The 19,729-nt window shown below is 39.3% G+C and carries 13 protein-coding genes and 1 pseudogene; 9 read left to right on the forward strand and 5 right to left on the reverse strand.

Annotated elements, in window-relative coordinates; all coding sequences use genetic code 11:
* Positions 1-997 precede the first annotated feature (997 nt).
* A pseudogene (locus tag ACIROD_RS24475) lies at positions 998-1,198 on the reverse strand (hypothetical protein); the annotation flags it as partial.
* A gap of 548 nt (positions 1,199-1,746) precedes the next feature.
* Between ACIROD_RS24475 and ACIROD_RS24480 the strand changes: the two are divergent.
* From ACIROD_RS24480 to gnd, 4 genes are all read left to right on the forward strand, one after another.
* Entirely contained in the window at positions 1,747-2,478 is a 732-nt protein-coding gene (locus ACIROD_RS24480) for a GntR family transcriptional regulator (protein WP_101225627.1), read from the forward strand.
* Complete coding sequence (gntK, locus tag ACIROD_RS24485; protein WP_101225628.1) at positions 2,471-4,015, forward strand: gluconokinase; 1,545 nt, start codon at positions 2,471-2,473, stop codon at positions 4,013-4,015. The genes ACIROD_RS24480 and gntK overlap by 8 nt, the downstream gene beginning before the upstream one ends.
* 18 nt (positions 4,016-4,033) lie before the next feature.
* Positions 4,034-5,380 (forward strand): GntP family permease, encoded by a 1,347-nt coding sequence (locus tag ACIROD_RS24490; RefSeq protein WP_101225629.1) that lies wholly within the window; start codon positions 4,034-4,036, stop codon positions 5,378-5,380.
* 79 nt (positions 5,381-5,459) lie between these two features.
* Entirely contained in the window at positions 5,460-6,863 is a 1,404-nt protein-coding gene (gnd, locus tag ACIROD_RS24495; protein ID WP_402945181.1) for a decarboxylating NADP(+)-dependent phosphogluconate dehydrogenase, read from the forward strand.
* A gap of 241 nt (positions 6,864-7,104) precedes the next feature.
* On the opposite strand, the gene ACIROD_RS24500 is transcribed toward gnd, so the two are convergent.
* The gene (locus tag ACIROD_RS24500) at positions 7,105-7,455 is read right to left on the reverse strand and encodes a hypothetical protein (RefSeq protein WP_402945184.1); all 351 of its coding nucleotides are present in this window, start codon (positions 7,453-7,455) and stop codon (positions 7,105-7,107) included.
* 1,272 nt (positions 7,456-8,727) lie between these two features.
* Between ACIROD_RS24500 and ACIROD_RS24505 the strand changes: the two genes are divergently transcribed.
* Both ACIROD_RS24505 and ACIROD_RS24510 read left to right on the forward strand, forming a co-directional pair.
* Positions 8,728-9,420 (forward strand): coiled-coil domain-containing protein, encoded by a 693-nt coding sequence (locus ACIROD_RS24505; protein WP_402945187.1) that lies wholly within the window; start codon positions 8,728-8,730, stop codon positions 9,418-9,420.
* Positions 9,421-9,457: 37 nt separating this feature from the next.
* Complete coding sequence (locus ACIROD_RS24510; RefSeq protein WP_402945190.1) at positions 9,458-12,643, forward strand: biotin/lipoyl-containing protein; 3,186 nt, start codon at positions 9,458-9,460, stop codon at positions 12,641-12,643.
* Positions 12,644-12,761: 118 nt separating this feature from the next.
* Here ACIROD_RS24510 and ACIROD_RS24515 read toward each other — a convergent pair whose 3' ends face one another.
* The 3 genes from ACIROD_RS24515 to ACIROD_RS24525 are packed head-to-tail and all read right to left on the reverse strand — an operon-like array spanning position 12,762 to position 16,664.
* On the reverse strand, positions 12,762-13,976 hold the full coding sequence (locus tag ACIROD_RS24515) for a Ger(x)C family spore germination protein (RefSeq protein WP_402945193.1): 1,215 nt from the start codon (positions 13,974-13,976) through the stop codon (positions 12,762-12,764).
* Positions 13,960-15,063: a spore germination protein gene (locus ACIROD_RS24520; protein WP_402945196.1), complete on the reverse strand. Its 1,104-nt coding sequence runs from the start codon at positions 15,061-15,063 to the stop codon at positions 13,960-13,962. The genes ACIROD_RS24515 and ACIROD_RS24520 overlap by 17 nt, the downstream gene beginning before the upstream one ends.
* Before the next feature lie 26 nt (positions 15,064-15,089).
* Complete coding sequence (locus ACIROD_RS24525) at positions 15,090-16,664, reverse strand: spore germination protein (RefSeq protein ID WP_402945200.1); 1,575 nt, start codon at positions 16,662-16,664, stop codon at positions 15,090-15,092.
* Positions 16,665-17,317: 653 nt separating this feature from the next.
* On the opposite strand from ACIROD_RS24525, the gene pbp4b reads away from it, so the two are divergent.
* The 3 genes from pbp4b to hutP all read left to right on the forward strand — a co-directional run bounded on the left by pbp4b (position 17,318) and on the right by hutP (position 19,693).
* Positions 17,318-18,691: a penicillin binding protein PBP4B gene (gene pbp4b / locus ACIROD_RS24530; protein ID WP_402945254.1), complete on the forward strand. Its 1,374-nt coding sequence runs from the start codon at positions 17,318-17,320 to the stop codon at positions 18,689-18,691.
* Positions 18,692-18,917: 226 nt separating this feature from the next.
* A complete protein-coding gene (locus ACIROD_RS24535; RefSeq protein ID WP_397316008.1) occupies positions 18,918-18,995 on the forward strand; it encodes an iron chelate uptake ABC transporter family permease subunit in 78 nt (25 codons plus the stop codon).
* 248 nt (positions 18,996-19,243) lie between these two features.
* On the forward strand, positions 19,244-19,693 hold the full coding sequence (hutP, locus tag ACIROD_RS24540; RefSeq protein WP_095392619.1) for a histidine utilization transcription antiterminator HutP: 450 nt from the start codon (positions 19,244-19,246) through the stop codon (positions 19,691-19,693).
* Positions 19,694-19,729: the final 36 nt, after the last annotated feature.

Here is a 19,729-nt window from a genome sequence, read left to right on the forward strand (position 1 = left end):
TCCCAGCTCCAGCAAGATCTATGTCCTCAATAGTGTTCCTCAAGAAAGGGGCCTATCTGTTCTTTTGTGTGTTTCGTATCGCTGGGCGATATAACATGAAAATAAATCCAAGGAACTTTCATCTTTAATAGAAAGGAAGGTCCGATATGCGACAGTATATACATCCGAATGAATGAGGATCCTCTTTCAAGGAAGTGGCAAAGAAGTGGAGATGCAAAATCAATGTTCGTAAGTATGTTTAAAACTTAGAGCGAAATGGATATTAATTGTTAAAATATGTAAATGCACATTCCTTCGTTCAATCCGACATCGAAACGCTTAAGTGTTACGCGATACGGGCAGCCCCCTAAACGATATAGCTAAAGACCCTTGTATCAAGAAAAAGTAAGATGAGAAGGAACCAATAAAACAGAGATAGCGATACCCGATACATATGACAATTTAACCCATGCTCTCATTCAATTAAAAGAGAGCTTAATCTTTTAACCAATGAACTCACAGCTACACGTGAAATGAACATCTAACTGACAAACGACATGTCACAGCTTAAAACTGAACAACAAAAAAACCATTACGAAGCATTACTTCAATAAGAAAAGGATTCATTACCTTTATTTTAGTCTCCTTTACGATATTCAGGTGTTAATTTCCGTTAATAACTATTTAAACCTAAGGCAAACAAATCAAAAGTAGAAATTCCTTTGTTCCAACTATTCGCAATCACTATTTTCAAATTTCAACAATTTCCCGAGAAATATCTACAAATTCTGAGTAGATATCGACAAAATAATACTCCTTATCGGCCTTTTGCAAAAAGCTTGTTTAAGCAATAATTACTGCATTTAGCTTCTATATTATTTAGCCTTATCAAGAGACAGGCCTCTAGAGTATAAGAAGTTTTCTTTCCTGCTCCTTTGAATTACAAACAACAAAGCAGTGATCCCAAATTTTCGGGATGCACTGCTTTGTTGTTTGTAGATATTCTACGCATTCATAATTAGCTCGATAACTTCTTACCATGCCGTAAATCAACATCAGCAAAATCCTGCCCCCTTTCGATTTTACCAACCAAGAAAATGTAGGACAGTGCTCCTGCGAAGGTTATACAAGCAATAGGGGTAAGTGCAGGAGCAAAATTACCGCCCTGGGCCAGGAAGCCAATCACAATCGGAATAATAATTGATGCAGTACCACCTACATTTCAGTACTAAAGAAATATACAGGGGTGAATGAGGGACAACCTACGATAGTACTGAAGGCAGCTAAATCGCCGCGAGTAGCGACCTGTGCTCGCTCGAACATCACAACAAGACCTAGAAGCAAGTCAAAGAGAACAAGGCAAGGCCGAAGACAAACGCAAGCAGGTTTATCAGTGATAGCTTTTTTTATAGGTGAATGAGGGCTATCTGGAAGGCAGCTAGATCCCCCGCAAGTAGCAACCTATACTAGCCGGACAAGTAACGTGCAATCTCTAATAGGGTACTAACCTCATCAACGGGCAAAGTCTGCCCAAAATGACGTTGGATTCATTCATAAGTTGTTCAGAGTAGCTGCTTAATCCCTTGATTAACAGATATTACCACCCTGTGGTTCGTCATTATTTTTGCCCCAGAACCTTCTAAACTCCCAATAAACTTGACTATATTAACGAGAATCCAATTGAATTTAAAAAACTTGCATTACTAATTATTTTAAGATTATAATACTTGTATACAAGTGTACTTGAACTCTAATAGAGGTGAATATATGGCTGAATCAAAGGAATTTCTTTATCCTGTAAAATGGCTTTCAAAAGCTTCAGCTGGTGATCGTGTTACATCCGAGCTTAGAATGCGTATTATTTCGGGGATGATTGAAAGCGGTGCCATCCTATCTGAAAATAAATTAGCTGCTGATTTTGGTGTAAGCCGCTCACCAGTTCGTGAAGCGTTAAAAATACTGGCCTCTGAAAATATCATCCGATTAGAAAGAATGGGTGCGGTCGTCATTGGTTTAACAGAAAAAAAGTATTCAGAAATTTATGATGTACGTATACTCATCGAAACGTTTGTATTTGAACGTTTAGTAAGGATGAACACGAATGAATTGGTAATGGAACTTAGTAAAATATTGGAAATGATGAAAGTGTCCATAAAATACCTTGATGCGGATGAGTTTTCCTATCAGGATGTTCTGTTCCACGAAACGATCATTCGATCTATCGATCATTCCTACATCCTGATGATCTGGGATAATTTAAAACCTGTGATGGAAAGTTTGATTCTTCTATCCATGCGCAGTCGTTTTAAAGAAAAGTATGAAGACTTTACACGGATCATAAATAATCATCAACTTTATATTGATGCGATCAAAACAAAAGATCGAGACATCATGATTAAGTCGTTACATGAAAACTTTGATGATGTTCAAGAGAAAGTTGAAGACTTATGGATGGCCCAACAGATGCTTTCAAAAGGAGTCGAACAAGAAAATGACTAGCTATATGTTAGGTGTAGACATCGGTACAACAAGTACAAAAGCTGTACTATTCACGAAAAAAGGCGATGTCATCCAGCAAGAGAATATTGGCTATCCTCTTTACACACCGGATATGACAACGGCGGAACAAGACCCTGAGGAGATTTTCCAGGCTGTTCTGAAAGCCTTTTCAAATATAACGAAGCAGCATCCAGATAAAAAACCAACATTCATTTCATTTAGCAGTGCGATGCATAGTGTTATAGCTATGGATGAAAATGACCAGCCGCTAACCGCATGCATCACTTGGGCAGATAATCGCAGTGAAGCTTGGGCCCATAAAATAAAGGATGAATTAGATGGGCATGAAGTTTACAAACGAACCGGAACACCGATTCACCCGATGTCACCATTATCCAAGATCACCTGGATCGTGAATGATCGCCCGGAGATCGCAACCAATGTTAAAAAATATATCGGGATTAAAGAATATATCTTTAAAAAGTTCTTTGATCAATATGTGGTCGATTATTCCCTTGCTTCATCGATGGGCATGTTGAATCTCAAAAATTTGGATTGGGATGAGGAAGCCCTAAGAATTGCTGGAATAACGCGTGATCAATTATCTGAACTCGTACCAACAACAAAAATCTTTAATAACTGTGACCCGGATTTAGCCAAACAGATCGGGATTGATCCAGAAACCTCTTTTGTCATTGGGGCAAGTGATGGTGTCCTTTCAAATCTAGGTGTAAACGCTATCCGTAAAGGTGAAATCGCTGTCACGATTGGGACGAGCGGTGCGATTCGGACGATTATTGACGAGCCGAAAACAGACGAAAAAGGAAGAATCTTTTGCTATGCCTTAACGGAAAAGCATTGGGTGATTGGCGGGCCGGTAAACAATGGCGGGATGGTCCTTCGCTGGATTCGCGATGAATTTGCTTCTTCTGAGGTGGAAACGGCTAAAAGACTCGGAATCGACGCTTATGAAGTTTTGACCAAGATTGCCGAACGCGTAAGACCAGGCGCTGATGGATTGTTATTCCATCCATATCTTGCAGGTGAACGTGCACCATTATGGAATCCGGACGTACGGGGTTCATTTTTCGGATTAACACTGTCGCATAAGAAAGAACATATGATTCGAGCGGCTCTAGAGGGAGTCATTTACAATTTATACACAGTATTTTTAGCCTTAACCGAATGCATGGACGGTCCCGTGACCCGAATTCAAGCTACGGGAGGCTTCGCAAGGTCGGCTGTTTGGCGGCAAATGATGTCCGATATCTTCGAATCGGAAGTCGTGGTTCCAGAAAGCTACGAAAGTTCATGCCTTGGTGCTTGTATATTAGGGTTATATGCCGCTGGGGAAATTGATTCCTTCGAAGTAGTTTCTGAAATGATAGGCAATACCCACAAGCACACACCGATAGCCGATTCTGTAAAAGAATATAGGCAGCTGCTGCCGATTTTCATTAACCTATCAAGGGTATTGGAAAACGAGTATACACAGATTGCGGATTATCAAAGAAACTTAATAAATGCTGCAAAGTAAAGACATGGGGGGATTACAATGCCATTAGTTATTGTCGCTTTAGGAATTGTCGCCTTATTAATTTTAATAATGGGCTTAAAATTAAACACCTTTATTTCCTTAATCATTGTATCGTTTGGAGTGGCTTTAGCACTTGGGATGCCACTTGACGGAATTGTCAAAACCATTGAAGCTGGATTAGGCGGAACACTTGGCCACTTAGCGTTAATCTTTGGACTTGGAGCGATGTTGGGTAAGTTGATCGCAGATTCAGGCGGAGCGCAACGCATTGCCATGACCCTTGTTAAAAAATTCGGGGAAAAGAATATTCAATGGGCTGTCGTGGCAGCGTCATTTATTATCGGTGTCGCCTTATTTTTTGAAGTGGGCTTAGTATTATTGATTCCAATCGTTTTTGCGATTTCAAGGGAATTAAAAGTTTCGATATTGTATCTTGGTATTCCAATGGTAGCGGCATTATCCGTAACACACGGTTTCTTACCGCCACACCCAGGACCAACCGTTATTGCTGGTGAATATGGTGCAGACATTGGCCAGGTTTTACTTTATGGCTTCATCATTGCGGTTCCAACCGTTATTTTGGCTGGACCAGTATTTACGAAAATAGCGAAAAGATTAGTACCTGAATCATTTACGAAAACAGGCAGCATTGCCTCTTTAGGAGAACAAAAATCTTTTAAACTTGAAGATACACCTGGATTTGGAATCAGTGTATTTACCGCTTTACTTCCGGTTATATTAATGTCAATTGCTACGATTATCACTTTGATGCAAAAAACAATCGGATTTGAAGATAATGGTTTACTGGCAGCTATCCGTTTCATTGGTGAAGCAGGTACTTCCATGTTACTTTCCTTATTATTTGCGGTCTATTCAATGGGGTTAGCAAGAAAGATTCCTATGAAAGATATTATGGAATCCTGTACATCAGCGATTCTGCATATCGGAATGATGCTCTTGATCATTGGGGGCGGCGGAGCCTTCAAACAAGTATTGATCGACGGCGGTGTAGGTGACTATGTAGCTGAATTATTCAAAGGAACATCATTATCACCAATCTTGCTTGCCTGGATCATCGCGGCAATCCTGCGTATTTCATTGGGATCTGCTACCGTTGCAGCCTTAACGACAGCTGGTTTAGTTATTCCGATGTTAGGTCAGACGGACGTTAACCTTGCTCTAGTTGTACTTGCGACAGGAGCGGGAAGTTTAATCGCTTCACACGTTAACGATGCTGGTTTCTGGATGTTTAAAGAGTATTTTGGTTTAAGCATGAAAGAAACATTTGCAACGTGGACTTTGCTTGAGACAATTATTTCAGTAGCTGGATTAGGATTTATTCTATTACTAAGCTTATTTGTATAAGCCTTTCCCGGCAGTAAATCCCCCACTTATGGCAGGGATTTACTGCCTATTATTCTTACATAGAAGGAGCAGAAATAAAATGTACAATACAATTGGTGTCATTGGTTTAGGGGTAATGGGCAGTAATATCGCTTTAAATATGGCTAGTAAAGGGGAACAAGTGGCTGTCTATAACTACACAAGAGATTTAACGGATCAGCTTGTTGCTGAATTGGACGGGCAGTCGATTCATCCATATTACGAGATCCAAGACTTTGTTCAGTCACTGGAAACACCGAGAAAGATTTTTCTAATGGTGACTGCGGGTAAACCGATCGACTCGGTGATCACTTCATTACTTCCTCATCTCGAATCAGGCGATATTATCATGGACGGCGGTAACTCCCATTACGAAGATACTGAACGCAGATATGATGAATTGAAATCTAAAGGATTCAGTTATGTAGGAATTGGTATTTCCGGTGGGGAAGTCGGTGCGTTAAAAGGACCTTCAATCATGCCAGGCGGAGATAAGGAGGCCTATGAAAAAGTAGCTCCAATCCTGACAAAAATCGCAGCCAAAGTAAATGATGCTCCTTGCTGTACCTATATCGGTCCAAAAGGGGCAGGTCATTTTGTGAAAATGGTACATAACGGGATTGAGTATGCAGATATGCAATTAATCGCCGAAGCTTATACTTTTTTAAGAGAAAAATTGCATTTAGAGGTTAATGAAATTGCTGACATCTTTGAAACATGGAATGAAGGCGAACTGAAAAGTTATTTAATCGAAATCACAGCGGAAATTTTAAGGAAGAAAGATGAAGTAACGGGCTTACCCTTGATCGATGTGATTCTTGATAAGGCAGGACAAAAAGGCACAGGGAAATGGACCAGTATGCAAGCAATTGATAACGGAATACCAGCATCGATTATTACCGAGTCTTTGTTTGCTCGCTACATTTCCGCTTTAAAAGAAGAACGGGTTCATGCAGAAAACATTCTAACAGGGCCTGAGAACGTTCAGCAACAATTAGATAAAAATGAGTGGATTGACTATATTAGGCAAGCATTATATATGGGGAAGGTTTGTGCATACGCGCAGGGTTTCACTCAATATAAAATGAGTTCTGAACTTAACGGCTGGGACTTGCCTTTAAAGGATATTGCGCTTATTTTCCGCGGCGGCTGCATCATTCGGGCAGAATTTTTAAATGTCATTAGCGAAGCCTATCAAGAGCAGCCGAATCTGGCCAATTTATTGATTTCACCATATTTCGCTGAAAAGGTTGCAAATTACCAGGCAGGATTGCGAAAGGTTGTCTGCGAGGGAATAAATTCTGGCATCTCGTTTCCATGTTTAGGCTCTTCACTTACTTATTACGATAGTTATCGTACAGGCATTTCAAATGCTAACCTACTGCAAGCACAACGTGATTATTTTGGGGCACATACCTATGAGCGACGTGATTTAGCAGGGGTCTTTCACACAAACTGGCAGTGATGGAAAGAGACAAAAGAGACAAGCATTTTTCAATGACCGTTCATGAATTGGAGAAGGTACCTTGCTTCAAAAAGAGAGCTGCTTTGGCAGCTCTTTTTTTATGTAACAAAAGGGGACCATTTAAATGTTAAAACAAAGTTGATTGGAACTGGTGTGAGACTCCTGCGAGGAAAGTGAGTTTCTTGAGAGGTAAAACAATGTTCAAATTGTACAAGCCTTTAAATAACTTAGACTCAAAATTTTAGATGGGAAATTTAAATGGTGTATTTAATTGATAATAATCCCTATATGATCGATAAGATACCATTTTTTTATTCTTATAATACCCATCCAACTGCAAAATTTTGGATTTGTTGGTTTCTAAATAATAATGATACCCTTCTGTTTCTAAACTATAGAAGGCATAGGAAATTCCAAGCATTTGTTTCTTGGTGACTTTTGTATCAGGGTGATGTTGTATAAAATCAGCCAATTGCTGTACAGATGTTGCTCGAATGTCTGAGATATCAAATAATGTTTCCTTAATATTAGTCTTTATTTTATTCAAAGTAGTTTTTGCTTTATGTTTGATTTTTTTGGAATGCCTTTTCAAAAATATCACTCCTACTCTGTTTATAGTTAAAAGATTTATTATGTTATTTCCAATCAGGAAACGGAGTAAACGCAAATTTTAATCCTGGGTGAAATTCCACCAAAAGAGAAAGAATCTTGGTGAAAAGATCGACGGCAACGAATAATGTTTTTGGGGTGGTTTAATATTCAGGTAAAGTGGTATATAAATGATAGCGGTTTATTTCTATGCTGTGCCTATTAATGGTCTGGGTTACTTACGAAGAAAGAGTAGCGTTTCATGAATGATGTCGACAGGTAGCACATATTCTTCTTTTGATTATTACCAATTATTTCTGCATGAAAAAGGAGTGATATATCATGAGGCAAATGTGTATTTACTGTTTTAAATGGGCTGACATAGATACGATGACACCACTTTTTGAACAAGGTAGAGAGTTCGTCAATTATTATTGCGAGGATTGTGTTACTGCTGTTATGGATAATTTGTTTAAGCTCCCATACAAACATGTATGCGAACAATCAAGAATCCACTAGCATCAAGCAATGCGATTTAAAAGTTAAATGATTGCGCTGAAACAGCATAACTAGAGGCCATCTCAAACGAGAAGGGCTTTTTTTGTTCGCGTTTGTATAGGATGGGGAGCATGTGTAATCATCGGTGCTCATCTAACATGTGAATGTCTTTAAAGTTGAAGTCCTCCCACAGTTTATTGATGGGTGGCCTTTTCTTATCCAGTAAGCAGGTTTAACCCTAGTTATTTCAACCCACTTAAACAATATGATCATAACGAATATTATTAAGTAGAACTATGGAGACAGTATATCGGATTGAGGAAAAATCACATGATTTAATACTGTTGATTATTGAATTCGGATTAGATATTAACAATAAAAACAGATAAAGAAACTAAAGCATTTAAGGGGAAGATTAACCTGTTAAAGGAATTCAATGTTTGTTATACTCTTGACGCTGATGTTAAGTGGGAGAAAATAAAAAAAGGATTGAGCAGTAAAAAAGAGGATGTTTTACAAGAAGTCTTGAAAAGGATGGAGCACTGTGAGTATTTTATTGTGAAAAGTGATAGTAAGCATCATATTATCAATACTTCATTAATACGGTATATACGCATTTTTGAAAATAAGTAATCTCACTACTGCTTTCTTGGAATATAAGTTATGGTTGTATTCTCCTAACAGTCTATCTGGGAGGGGATTTTTCTATGGCCAAAAAACCTTTTCATACATATACAGAGCGAATAGGTTTGGTTAACACTTTGAAAGGAGTGAAGAGATGAATAAAGAGTTAGATGATGGTTTTATTGAGTCATTAATGGTTTCCCTTCAAGACGAAAGGGTCATTGAAAAGATAAAAGCAATAGCTGAAGCGGCCTCGTTGAGTCAAATGGGGGAATATAAGGAGCTGCTGAGAGGAAAAGAAAAAGAAATAGCAAGACTCCAACAAGAGATTGAGTCGAAGAAAGCGGAAATTAGTGAGTACCAAATAAAGATTACCCATCTAAATGTGAAAATGGAAGCCTATTATACTGAATTGCAAAAGAGAAGAGCTGACTATCGGGAAGCGGAAGAACTTTACGAAGCTGTTCAACAATTATCCGAAACCACTAAAAGTTCGTTAAAAGGAATTTTCAAGGGCGGGTCGGTGCAGGAATTCATTGTTTGTGGTGTGCAATATGAAAACATTTCATCTTTGTGGGATTTTATTAAAAACGAGATTATGGAAGGAAGAGAGCAGGAAAGAGAGATTTTGCTCGCCCTTTTTATGTATTTCTTTCAAGAATACGGTAAAACATACGATACCCCTTTATATAAAATACAGCAAGTGAAAATGAATGAGGTCTTCAGGGAAGACTTGTACATAAGGGCCCTCAATAGCAAAATATCAGGGAACATTACGGACATCCTGCTGCCGGGTTATATAAGCATTAATGGTAAAACCATAAAAAAATCGGTTGTGAGAATCTAGCAGGCGAAAAAGAGAATGATATTAAAGGAGAAATACAATGACATCGATTATTATCCCAGAGATTGAAGAAGGCATTGAAAAAATCCTTCTTATGCAATGGTATAAACAGCCAGGCGATTATATTACGGTTGGCGAAAGCTTAGCCAAATTCAGCTGTGAGGGCATCGAATTTGACCTCTTTTCAGAAAAGGAAGGAACCCTTAAAGAATTGAATGTAGCGGAGGACACTATAGTCAAGATTGGTGATCTGATATGTTATTTGGATTCTGGTGATGCAATTTCAGAAGAATTATTAAAAGAAGTTGAAAAACAAGAAACGATAGAAGATAAAGAGCCGCATGAGAACGTAACAAGCTTAGCTGAAAAAAACAACATAGACAGTTCCATATACTTAATGAATAAGAACGAAGAGCAGGTTCTATTCTCACCTGATTCCCAAACCGTTCCGGTCTCTGCCATTTCAATGACTTATAAAGAATTGAAATCTTTAATCAGCCATTTATATCAGAGTGCAGAAGAAACCCTCTTCAAGGATGAAGCGAGCTTCTTTCAAGACATTAAAAAGATGCTCCGTTCCAGATGGGTTTACATGAATAACGGGAATATTATATATGATCACAACATCGCAGCTTTATTTCCTTATAGAAAATACTATGAATTAGTGGAAGAGGATTTTGACTACAAAAAGCATCTGGACGTTTCCGGTTTTAATGGTGATGTCATGACACGGGAAGAGGCTGTGAAAAGTTTCAATACAACCGATCACCCTGTATATAAGAGAATACTAGCTTTAGACGATTATTCCGCGAGTAAAAATCCTTCCATTTCAAGGATATTTGCCAATCAAACGGCTAACTCTTCTAAATCGATAGCGTTTAAATCCAACGGGTACGACATTCAAAGCTACGATGTAGTAAATCAAAAAAACAATTTGCTGGGAAAGGGATTTTTCGTTCCCGTTTTCCGTTTAAATGGGGAAAATGCCTTTGAAATCAATGACCGAAAGGCTCTCCATCTCTGGCTGGAAAACCGATTAGTTCCAAGCGGATTAAGCGCAGAACGCCAGAAGGAGTATGATTATTTGCTGGAATTGTATCAATTAAAGGGTTTAGATCAGGAAAGTTTTCTTGAAGAATTGCCATCGATCGCTATCGATTCCAACACTTTTTATGAGAAGCTTTTAAACTCTGAAAAAGTAAGAGCTGATATTGATACATATGATGAAAAGATGTTAACAGATCCAAACCGGGGACATTGGGATTTATGGCCTGTCCACTCTGCTGAAAAACCTTTAACGATAAAACTGAACGAAGAAATAATGGCCAGAAACCCTAAAATGGATATCAGGGAGGACGGCATAGTTGGTATTGACTTTGGAACGAAAAGTACAGTGGTCGTCCATCAAGAAGAAAGTGATTTTACTCTTCCCATGCGTATAGGGATTGGCTACCTTAACACGGAAGTACAAGACTGGCATTATGAAAATCCAACCGTGATCGAATTTATCGATTTAGAACATTTCCTGGAGCTTTATCAAGAAAAAGAAGGAAGACCGGATACAAGGTGGCAGGATGTGACAGTTTCCCACAATGCCCTTAACAACTTGATGAATGGAAAGAGTGACCATTATTATTCTATATTGAATAATTTAAAGCAGTGGGCTGGAGAAAAGAATAACGAACTCCGATTAAAGGACAAGAGGGGGTATGCCGTTGTACTGCGTTCCTTTTTGGACTTAACCGATCAGGAAATCAATCCAATTGAATTATATGCCTACTACCTCGGTTTGTATATCAATAACCAGAACAATGGAATTTACCTGGACTACACCTTATCTTTCCCGGTGACGTATGAAAAAGAGGTAAGGGAAAAAATTCTGAAGTGCTTTGAGCGTGGGTTAAAAAAGACGCTTCCTATGCCGATTCAGCAGGATGAAGAATTAATGAAAAAGTTTCGTGTCACCGCTGGGGCGAGTGAACCTGCTGCCTATGCCGTTTGTGCGTTACAGGAATACGGGTTTGAACCTGAAGAGGATGAAAAAACATACTATGGCGTGTTTGATTTTGGTGGAGGAACGACAGATTTTGATTTTGGGATTTGGCGTGAAGCGGGCTTGAAAGAAAGCAGGTATGATTATGTCATCGAGCATTTTGCAGCGGGAGGGGACCGTTATTTAGGTGGGGAGAACATGCTAGAGCTTTTGGCGTTCCAAGTGTTTAAAAACAACCAAAGAACAATGCGTGAGCTAAACATTCCTTTTACTCTCCCAGCAGAATGTGTGAAATTTCCCGGAAGTGAAACGCTGATAAATGAGTCACAAGAATCCTATTTAAATACGAAACAATTGGTAGAAAAATTAAGGCCGCTTTGGGAAAGGCATGAACGGTATGAAGAACAGTTTGGAAAAGGCATGATCCGGGCTGACTTGTTTGACAAAGCGGGTCACGCAAAACTCAATGTGGAACTTTTGATCGATCAAGATGAAATGGAACAACTGATTGAGGAAAGAATTGAAAAAGGCATTAAAAATTTCTTTGAGTCATTAAGGCGCGCTTTTGCCCGGTCAGAACACAGTAGAATTAATAAAGTGAATATCCTGCTTGCGGGTAATTCAAGTAAATCCCCGGTCGTCATGAATCTATTTAATAAATGGATTGAAAGGGAAGTGCAGAGCACTCAAAACTGGGGAGAAGTATCTATTGATCTTTTTGAGATTCTCCCGCCACTGGGGACAGAAGGCGCTTATTTAAAGCAAGAAGAGAGAAACAGAGTGATTAACCGAGATATATTAACCGCTCCTACAGGAAAAACGGGCGTTGCCTTTGGACTTGTACAAAGCAGAAAAGGCGGAAGTATAAAAGTTATTGACCGCGATATGGTGAATGGTGAATCAAAGTTCAAGTATTTTCTTGGCATCGGGAGAAAAGGTAAATTAAAAACAATGATTGATCAAGAAGAAGAGTATAAAAAATGGCATCTTTTCATTGATGCGTCAGAAGAAGATTTTGAAATTTATTACACAAGCCTGCCGGAAGCTAGTACCAACCAGCTTGATATTAAGCAGGCACAGAGGAAAAAGCTTCGAATTGAGCATGTGGATGATTCGGCCTTTGTTTATATTCGAACCATAAGCCCGACTGTTATTGAATATGTTGTTGCAGACGAAGGCTCGATTTTAAGTGGGGATTATTTATCTGAAATTACTAAAGTGGAATTAAGCTGATCTTTCGTTGGGAAAATCAAAAGGCTTCCCGCAGTTTACTGTGGGAGGCCTTTTCATGCTCATCGTATATGTATAAATAGTTTCATTTCCAACATTTAATGCTAGAAGCTCAGAGGATTCACTTCTTTGATCCTCCTGTTGTTCCATAATCATTAAGAGTTAATTTTACATCGTAGTTGATCGGAGCTTCACTAAAAGTTTGGTCCCAATCCTTTTTGACCTTATTCCATACTTTGGGGTGCTCAATTCTCAATCTATTTCCGAAGCCAGCAACGTCCACTTGGTATTCTTTTTGCATTTTTTCTAATACATTACCCACCAAGCGTTTCACTTCTTTTTCAGATGATTTTTCTGCTTTTTTGAGAAATTCATTTTTAAAAGAATTTCCCGAAACCACCCAATTTTCAGACAGTCTACCCACTGATTCAATGTTTACATCAAAAGAGATGCTGTCTCCTTTAACACGTGGTATGATACTGCTTTTCATGGTCTCTATTTCATATACAATCGGCTCACCGGTTTCTTTATCAAAGCTTTTCACTACACCGCCTTTTCCCTTACCTGTTATCCATGTTACGCCCTCCAGTTCCTCTTCATTTAAAGTACCAGTCATTTTGTGCGTCTTTCCATTGATTACGGCAGCTCCGGCAAATTTGACTTGCCCATCTGCTGATAGAACTTTTTGCATCAGAAAACTAGACTCTGATTTGATCTTGCTTTCTACTTTAATATGTGACATGGGGGGCAAAATCCTCGTTGTTCGATATGCATTTTCTACAATGCCAGCCAGACGGAACGCTGGAATTTCTCCTGCCTTCTTTGTTTCCAGTGTTTTGCTTGCTCTTCCTTTACTTATGAGCAAAAGACAGCTTGGTCTAATCTCACTTTCTCGAAAGTTTTGATCAAGTAATTGTTCCAACCTATACGATTTTGCAAGATCTTCGCCGATAACAACCACTTTCATATGGTGAGCGGTTACGGGTTGTTCACTTCTCAATGATAATTCACGAACCATTTGATGGAGGGAATCTCCAGTTTCAGAAACGTTAATATAAGATTTTTGTTGTGGTCCGGATTGTTTCGTTGTCGAACTCGCTACCTGTGGAGTGATAAATTGATAGGTTGCAGTAATCAGGTTCCTTTTTGAATAACCCCCCCCTTGTTCGTTTAACTTTTTCTCGATAGTGGACTGCTTGGCCTTATCGAATGCCAAACCTATACCTAAACTTTGCTCTTCAATTTCATGACTGCTCCAACATCCTGTAAGGGATAAGAACAAAAGAACAGAGAGGGAAATGTAGAGGGGGCGCGTATTGTTATGTGATTGTTTCATATTTTCCTCCCTTTATTTTTGAGATAATAAGCAGGAGAAGCGGGAGTAAACCAAATAAAAATAATGCCATATGGCCGACGAAATCCCCTTGTTTAAATAGGTCATTCATATTTTTCGGAATCATGGCAATGATGTATAGAATCGGAAGCAAGCCATACATAAATGGGTGAATGCTCTTTTTCGTAAGTTGAGCCAGCCCTAAAGCAGCTGCAAAGTATGAGATGGTAAATGTAGCAAATATTTGCATGATCCAAACCCCGAGCAATAAAGATTCAAACCGTTCAAAGATTAAACCGGAGATTTCAAAACTCCGTATAAGATCCAGTGTCGGCCATGTTCTCAGGACCACTCCATCAACAGATAATGCCCCGATAACCATTACGACCGTTATCACATAAAAAATCAATGGAATGGAAACTCCAACAAGCAGGGCTTTTACTGCTTTTTTTGGCTGATTCATAAACGGAACAAGCAGTAACATGATTTCAGGCCCTGAAAAAGCGAGAGCCGTTGTTTTTACTCCTTTTAGTACAGGGATGACTCCGTCTCCTAATACAGGACGCAGATTATCGATCTCAAATATTTTGAAGCTCATAAAGGTAACAACCAAAAAAAGGATAACTGCCAAAGGTAATATAATCTCAAAAAGACGGGCGAGGGGGTTAACTCCGCCGATGATGAGATAAAGACTTACCCACATGAAAATCATGGTAATTGCCCATGTAGGCGTACCTTCAAGAAGTAAATACCTTACTACCTCAGCCATTGCACGGAGCTGATATCCGGAAGTCATAAGAAAATAAAGTATTATAACTAAACTAAGTAAACTCCCCAACCATTTTCCTACAATTTCATTGATGTATTGATAAACGGTTTTTTCGGGAAACTGTTGGCTTAATTTGACCATGATCACCCCCGCGATTATCGCGATAATCCCGCCTAAAATAACGCTTATCCATACATCTGGTGTATGCACCTTCTCGGTAGCTGATCTGGGTAGGGTGAGTAATCCTGTGCCGAGTACAAAGTTGATGACAATGACAGCTGTTTGAGGAGTTGTAATTTGGTCTTTCGGACTGAGAATCATTCTTTAACCACCCTTTCACCGATAGGTTATCCTTTGCGTATGGGATTTTTTGTATGCATCATCTTTGGACGGCGTTTCATCATCATAAGTGGCATGCGAACCATCAGGTCTTTCCACTCACTTAAGCGATAAGGAACGGCTGGACTCAAATAGGGCACACCAAAGCTTTTTAATTTAACTAAATGGCTGGCCATTAAAAGAAAAAAGAGAATGACCCCGTATAATCCAAATGTGGCAGCACATAGCATTGCGGGAAAACGAAGCATCCGTAATGTAATCCCGATACTATAGTGCGGAATGGAAAATGATGAAATAGCAGTTAAAGCTACTACAATCACCAAAACAGGGCTAACGATCCCTGCTTGTACAGCAGCTTCCCCAATGATTAAACCTCCGACAATTCCCATTGCGGGACCGATTGGCTTAGGTAATCGCAGTCCTGCTTCCCTCAAAATTTCGATGGCTATTTCCATGAATAATGCTTCGATAAGTGCTGGAAACGGAACCCCGGACCTGGTTCCTATAATGGAGATGGCCAGTTTGGTCGGAATCATCCCTGAATGAAATGAGATGAAAGCTATATACAAAGACGGTGTGAAAAGAGCCAGAATAGCTGCGAGGTAACGAAGCATACGGATGAATGTACCAGGAATCCACCTTTCATAATAGTCTTCCGGTGATTGTAACATCATGCTTAATGTTACTGGAACGATCAAAGCGAAGGGCGTCCCATCTAATAAGATGGCCACTCGACCTTCCATTAAAGCAGCGATCACGCGATCCGGACGCTCTGTATTCTGTACCTGCGGAAAAGGACTAAGGTAATTATCTTCGATAAGTTGCTCTACATAACCTGATTCAGGAACATTATCAATATCGATTTTCTTAATTCGGCTTTCCACCTCTTGAACTAATTCGGGATCAACAATATCTTTTATGTAAGCGACAACTAAGTCTTTTTTTGAACGCTTTCCTACTTGGAATTTTACTAACGATAAATTCTCAATTTCACCACTACCCCTTAACAAAGATGTATTATCACTCAATGATTCAGTGAAACCGACCCGTGGGCCTCTGACTAATGCCTCTGATACCGGTTCTTCGATCGTCCTTGTTTTAAGTTTTGTAGTTCCAAGGATCAGCGCATCCAATGATCCATCAATTAAAAGAGCAGTAGAACCTGTTAGTACTTTAGATGCTAATTCTTTAATGGAACGGACAGCTTCTATTTCACTAATGGATAACACTTCGTTTTTTATGAATTCTTTTGAAATGCTTCCTTTGAGGTAGGGAAGGTTCTGTTTATATTCTGCTGAAAAATCAACCATCAATGATGGCATAATATGCTTATCAATGAGATCTTTGTCCGATATTCCATCCACAAAAATGATGATTGACCGTATACCGGTACGCCCTAAATTAAATTCCCGAAAATGGACATCCCAATTATGGCCAATTTCTTGCTTAACACATTCAAGATTAAAATTAAGATTATCTGTAAACTGATGTGTTGAATCTTGGGAGGTATATGCTTCTTGTTTGTCTTTTTCGTTACCCTTTCCTTTTTTACCAATCTTTGATATCCACTCTTTCATCATCATCACTCATCCTTTGAGGTGCGAAGCAAATTAAACAATTTGCTGATTAGATACGGAATAACAAACACAATGAAAGCCTGTATAAAAACCTGCCATTCTGGAAGGTAGGAAACAATCGTTTTCCACATTTTCATCACCCTAAACTTGTCTCAGATAGCAGCTGGAATTCCTTTATTTCTCAAATAGTATTAATATCTTCTATGTTTCTTATGCAATGAAGTTAAAAAGCCATTAGCCGTATTTGCCATTAATTTATACTTCGCAAAGTAGAGGCGAAATGGATATCAGCGATTTATCCAAATGACTCATTGATAATAGTGAGCTTTAATAAACATTGGTTTTTCTTCTTTGAACTGTGGATGACTTATGCTCACGATTTGAAATATAATTTTAAAAATATCAATATCAAATTGAAATGATGCTCGAAATAACATATACTGAAAATTGAGAATTATTTGTAAATATTAACTGATTTTGGGAAATGTCGCATTTATCAACTTGAGAATAAGATACCCCAATCGCAACCCGGAACATACACGATTAACACTTTATCGGATTGTGAATCCTGGTGAAAAAAGAACGGAATGGATGAGATTATTATCTTTCGCTAAAGTTGCTCTTTATTTTCTAAAGTGATTTCAAAGGGGTGGAAAATGATGAATATATGGACAAGCTGCACAATTAGTTCAATTCTGGCACTTTCCTTACTAGCACCATCCGTGTCTTTTGCTAATGAAAATCCAAATCATGAAGCCGCTGTGAGTAAGGAGACTGCAAGCCAGTATCCAATATTAGAGAAAGCAAAAAAACCGGAAGAAGCGGGCTTTTCGTCTGAAAAGCTGGAAAAAGTGGATCAGCTTATTGAAATGGAAGTGGCAGCCGGTTTCCCCGGTGCTGCCCTGATTGTCATAAAGGACGGAAAAATCGTTAAAAATGAAAGCTACGGGTACAAACAGAAGTTTAATGAACATACGCCTCTTAAGAAGTTTCAGAAGATGGAAAATGACACGTTGTTTGACCTTGCTTCAAACACGAAGATGTATGCAACCAATTTTGCCATTCAAAAATTAGTCAGCGAAGGCAAGCTAAATATCCAGGCAAGAGTCCAGCAGTACATTCCTGAATTCAAAGACACGGAGAAGGATGTAATCAAAGGAAAGGACAATCTGAGGATTATTGATGTTCTTCATCATACAGCAGGGTTCAGACCCGATCCGCAATACCATAATCCAAAGGTTTCTAAAGAACTTTATTCCCAGGAGCGGGATAAAACCATCGAGTTCATCTCAAAAACACCGCTCACATATGTACCTGGAACACAGAATGTCTACAGTGATGTCGATTATATGCTGCTTGGTGCCATTGTTGAAGAAATAACGGGTAAGCAGCTTGATGCGTATGTTGAACATGAATTGTACAAGCCGCTTGGGTTGAAAAATACTAAGTTCAATCCTCTTCAAAAGGGCTTTAAGCCAAAGGATTTTGCCGCAACTGAATTGCTTGGCAACACCCGTGATGGCGTGATAGACTTCCCTAACATTCGCACATACACACTTCAAGGGGAAGTACATGATGAAAAAGCATTTTATTCAATGGGAGGCGTTTCAGGGCATGCCGGTCTTTTCTCCAATACGGAAGATATGGCAGTCCTTCTGCAGGTGATGCTGAATGGCGGGGGATACGGTAAACATATGTTGTTTGATCAAGAAACCATCGATGAATTCGTCGCACCTTCCGAGATGAATCCTACATATGGGCTTGGGTGGAGACGAAATGGCGATGCTAGCATGGAATGGATGTTCAGCCCTTATGCGAGCGACAGTGCCTACGGTCATACTGGATGGACTGGGACGGTCACGATCATTGATCCGGAAATGGATTTAGGGATTGTGTTACTAACAAATAAAAAGCACTCTCCGCTCGTTAACCCTGTAGCCAATTCCAATCAGTTTTTTGGCGACCTCTTCACAACAGGAAGCTATGGATGTGTTGTAACTGCAATTTATGAAGCATTGAAAACGAATGAATGAATGTATATTTCCCATAAAGTTTAAGGCCTCCCAATAATGTTGGGAGGCCTTTTTTCTCGTTTATGGATTTCTTTTAGCCAAGCTCTATTCTATACAGTTTGGGCAAGGATCAGATTTTTATATGCTCCGTCTTGATGGAGCAAATTATCATGGGCACCTTGTTCGATGATTTCCCCATTTTGTACAACGATGATGCGATCGGCATGTTTAATTGTCGCTGGCCCCGATGGAATTGCCAGTGGGGATTATCGTTTCAATTTTAGGAGCGCCGTATTTTATCTATTTACTCGTGAAAAACATTTAATAAATATGAAGAAGTACAGAAAAGTTGCAGAAAAAAAGCCCGTTTTCAGGACGTTTATGAGGATGGGTTTTTTTGCAGTTTTCAAAGAATTTTGATGAGAACTGTACGAACAGAAAGCGGCTCTCGGGAGTGATGAATCATCCCCTAAAAGAACTATTTTAAAAAATATATTGACCGAACGGCTTGTATCCGCTTACAATAATATTTAGTTATTAGTGTATTTAGAAAATTGTAAAAGAGGTACCTGCATGACAAAGGAATTCGACAGAAGAATCGGGCGCCATGCAATCATGTACGCGTTTGCGAACGAAGAAGAAGAAGTCATATTGACGAATGACCTTAAGCGGATGGATTGGCTTTATGGAAAAGGTAAAGTCGGTTCAATGGAGCTGCAGAAAATAGTTGCGGCCATTGAGACATCAGCGAAAAGACTTGGATTAGTCAATCCCGATATGTATCGTGAAATGCATGCGCTGTATCATGCGATCATCGAAGCACTCCAAGGAGTGACACGCGGCCAAGTTGAGCTTGGCGGTCTTTTGAGGACTGCGGGCCTTCGGTTTGCCATCGTTCGGGGCAGGCCGTTTAAAAACGGGGACGAAGGTGAATGGATTGCTGTCGCCGTGTATGGAACGATTGGAGCACCGGTTCGGGGATTTGAACATGAAGCCGTTGGCTTGGGAATTAACCACATTTAAATAATTAAAAGCCTATAGTTATTTAGTGAAATAGGG

The organism is Peribacillus sp. NPDC101481 (assembly GCF_044767165.1).
Classification (GTDB): domain Bacteria; phylum Bacillota; class Bacilli; order Bacillales; family DSM-1321; genus Peribacillus.

Bases quoted from the DNA above. Each gene is read 5' to 3' on its own strand.
- ACIROD_RS24480 (WP_101225627.1), top strand. From the start codon at position 1,747: ATGGCTGAATCAAAGGAATTTCTTTATCCTGTAAAATGGCTTTCAAAA.
- gntK (WP_101225628.1), top strand. From the start codon at position 2,471: ATGACTAGCTATATGTTAGGTGTAGACATCGGTACAACAAGTACAAAA.
- ACIROD_RS24490 (WP_101225629.1), top strand. From the start codon at position 4,034: ATGCCATTAGTTATTGTCGCTTTAGGAATTGTCGCCTTATTAATTTTA.
- gnd (WP_402945181.1), top strand. From the start codon at position 5,460: ATGTACAATACAATTGGTGTCATTGGTTTAGGGGTAATGGGCAGTAAT.
- ACIROD_RS24505 (WP_402945187.1), top strand. From the start codon at position 8,728: ATGAATAAAGAGTTAGATGATGGTTTTATTGAGTCATTAATGGTTTCC.
- ACIROD_RS24510 (WP_402945190.1), top strand. From the start codon at position 9,458: ATGACATCGATTATTATCCCAGAGATTGAAGAAGGCATTGAAAAAATC.
- ACIROD_RS24515 (WP_402945193.1), bottom strand. From the start codon at position 13,976: ATGAAACAATCACATAACAATACGCGCCCCCTCTACATTTCCCTCTCT.
- ACIROD_RS24520 (WP_402945196.1), bottom strand. From the start codon at position 15,063: ATGATTCTCAGTCCGAAAGACCAAATTACAACTCCTCAAACAGCTGTC.
- ACIROD_RS24525 (WP_402945200.1), bottom strand. From the start codon at position 16,664: ATGATGATGAAAGAGTGGATATCAAAGATTGGTAAAAAAGGAAAGGGT.
- pbp4b (WP_402945254.1), top strand. From the start codon at position 17,318: ATGAATATATGGACAAGCTGCACAATTAGTTCAATTCTGGCACTTTCC.
- ACIROD_RS24535 (WP_397316008.1), top strand. From the start codon at position 18,918: ATGGAATTGCCAGTGGGGATTATCGTTTCAATTTTAGGAGCGCCGTAT.
- hutP (WP_095392619.1), top strand. From the start codon at position 19,244: ATGACAAAGGAATTCGACAGAAGAATCGGGCGCCATGCAATCATGTAC.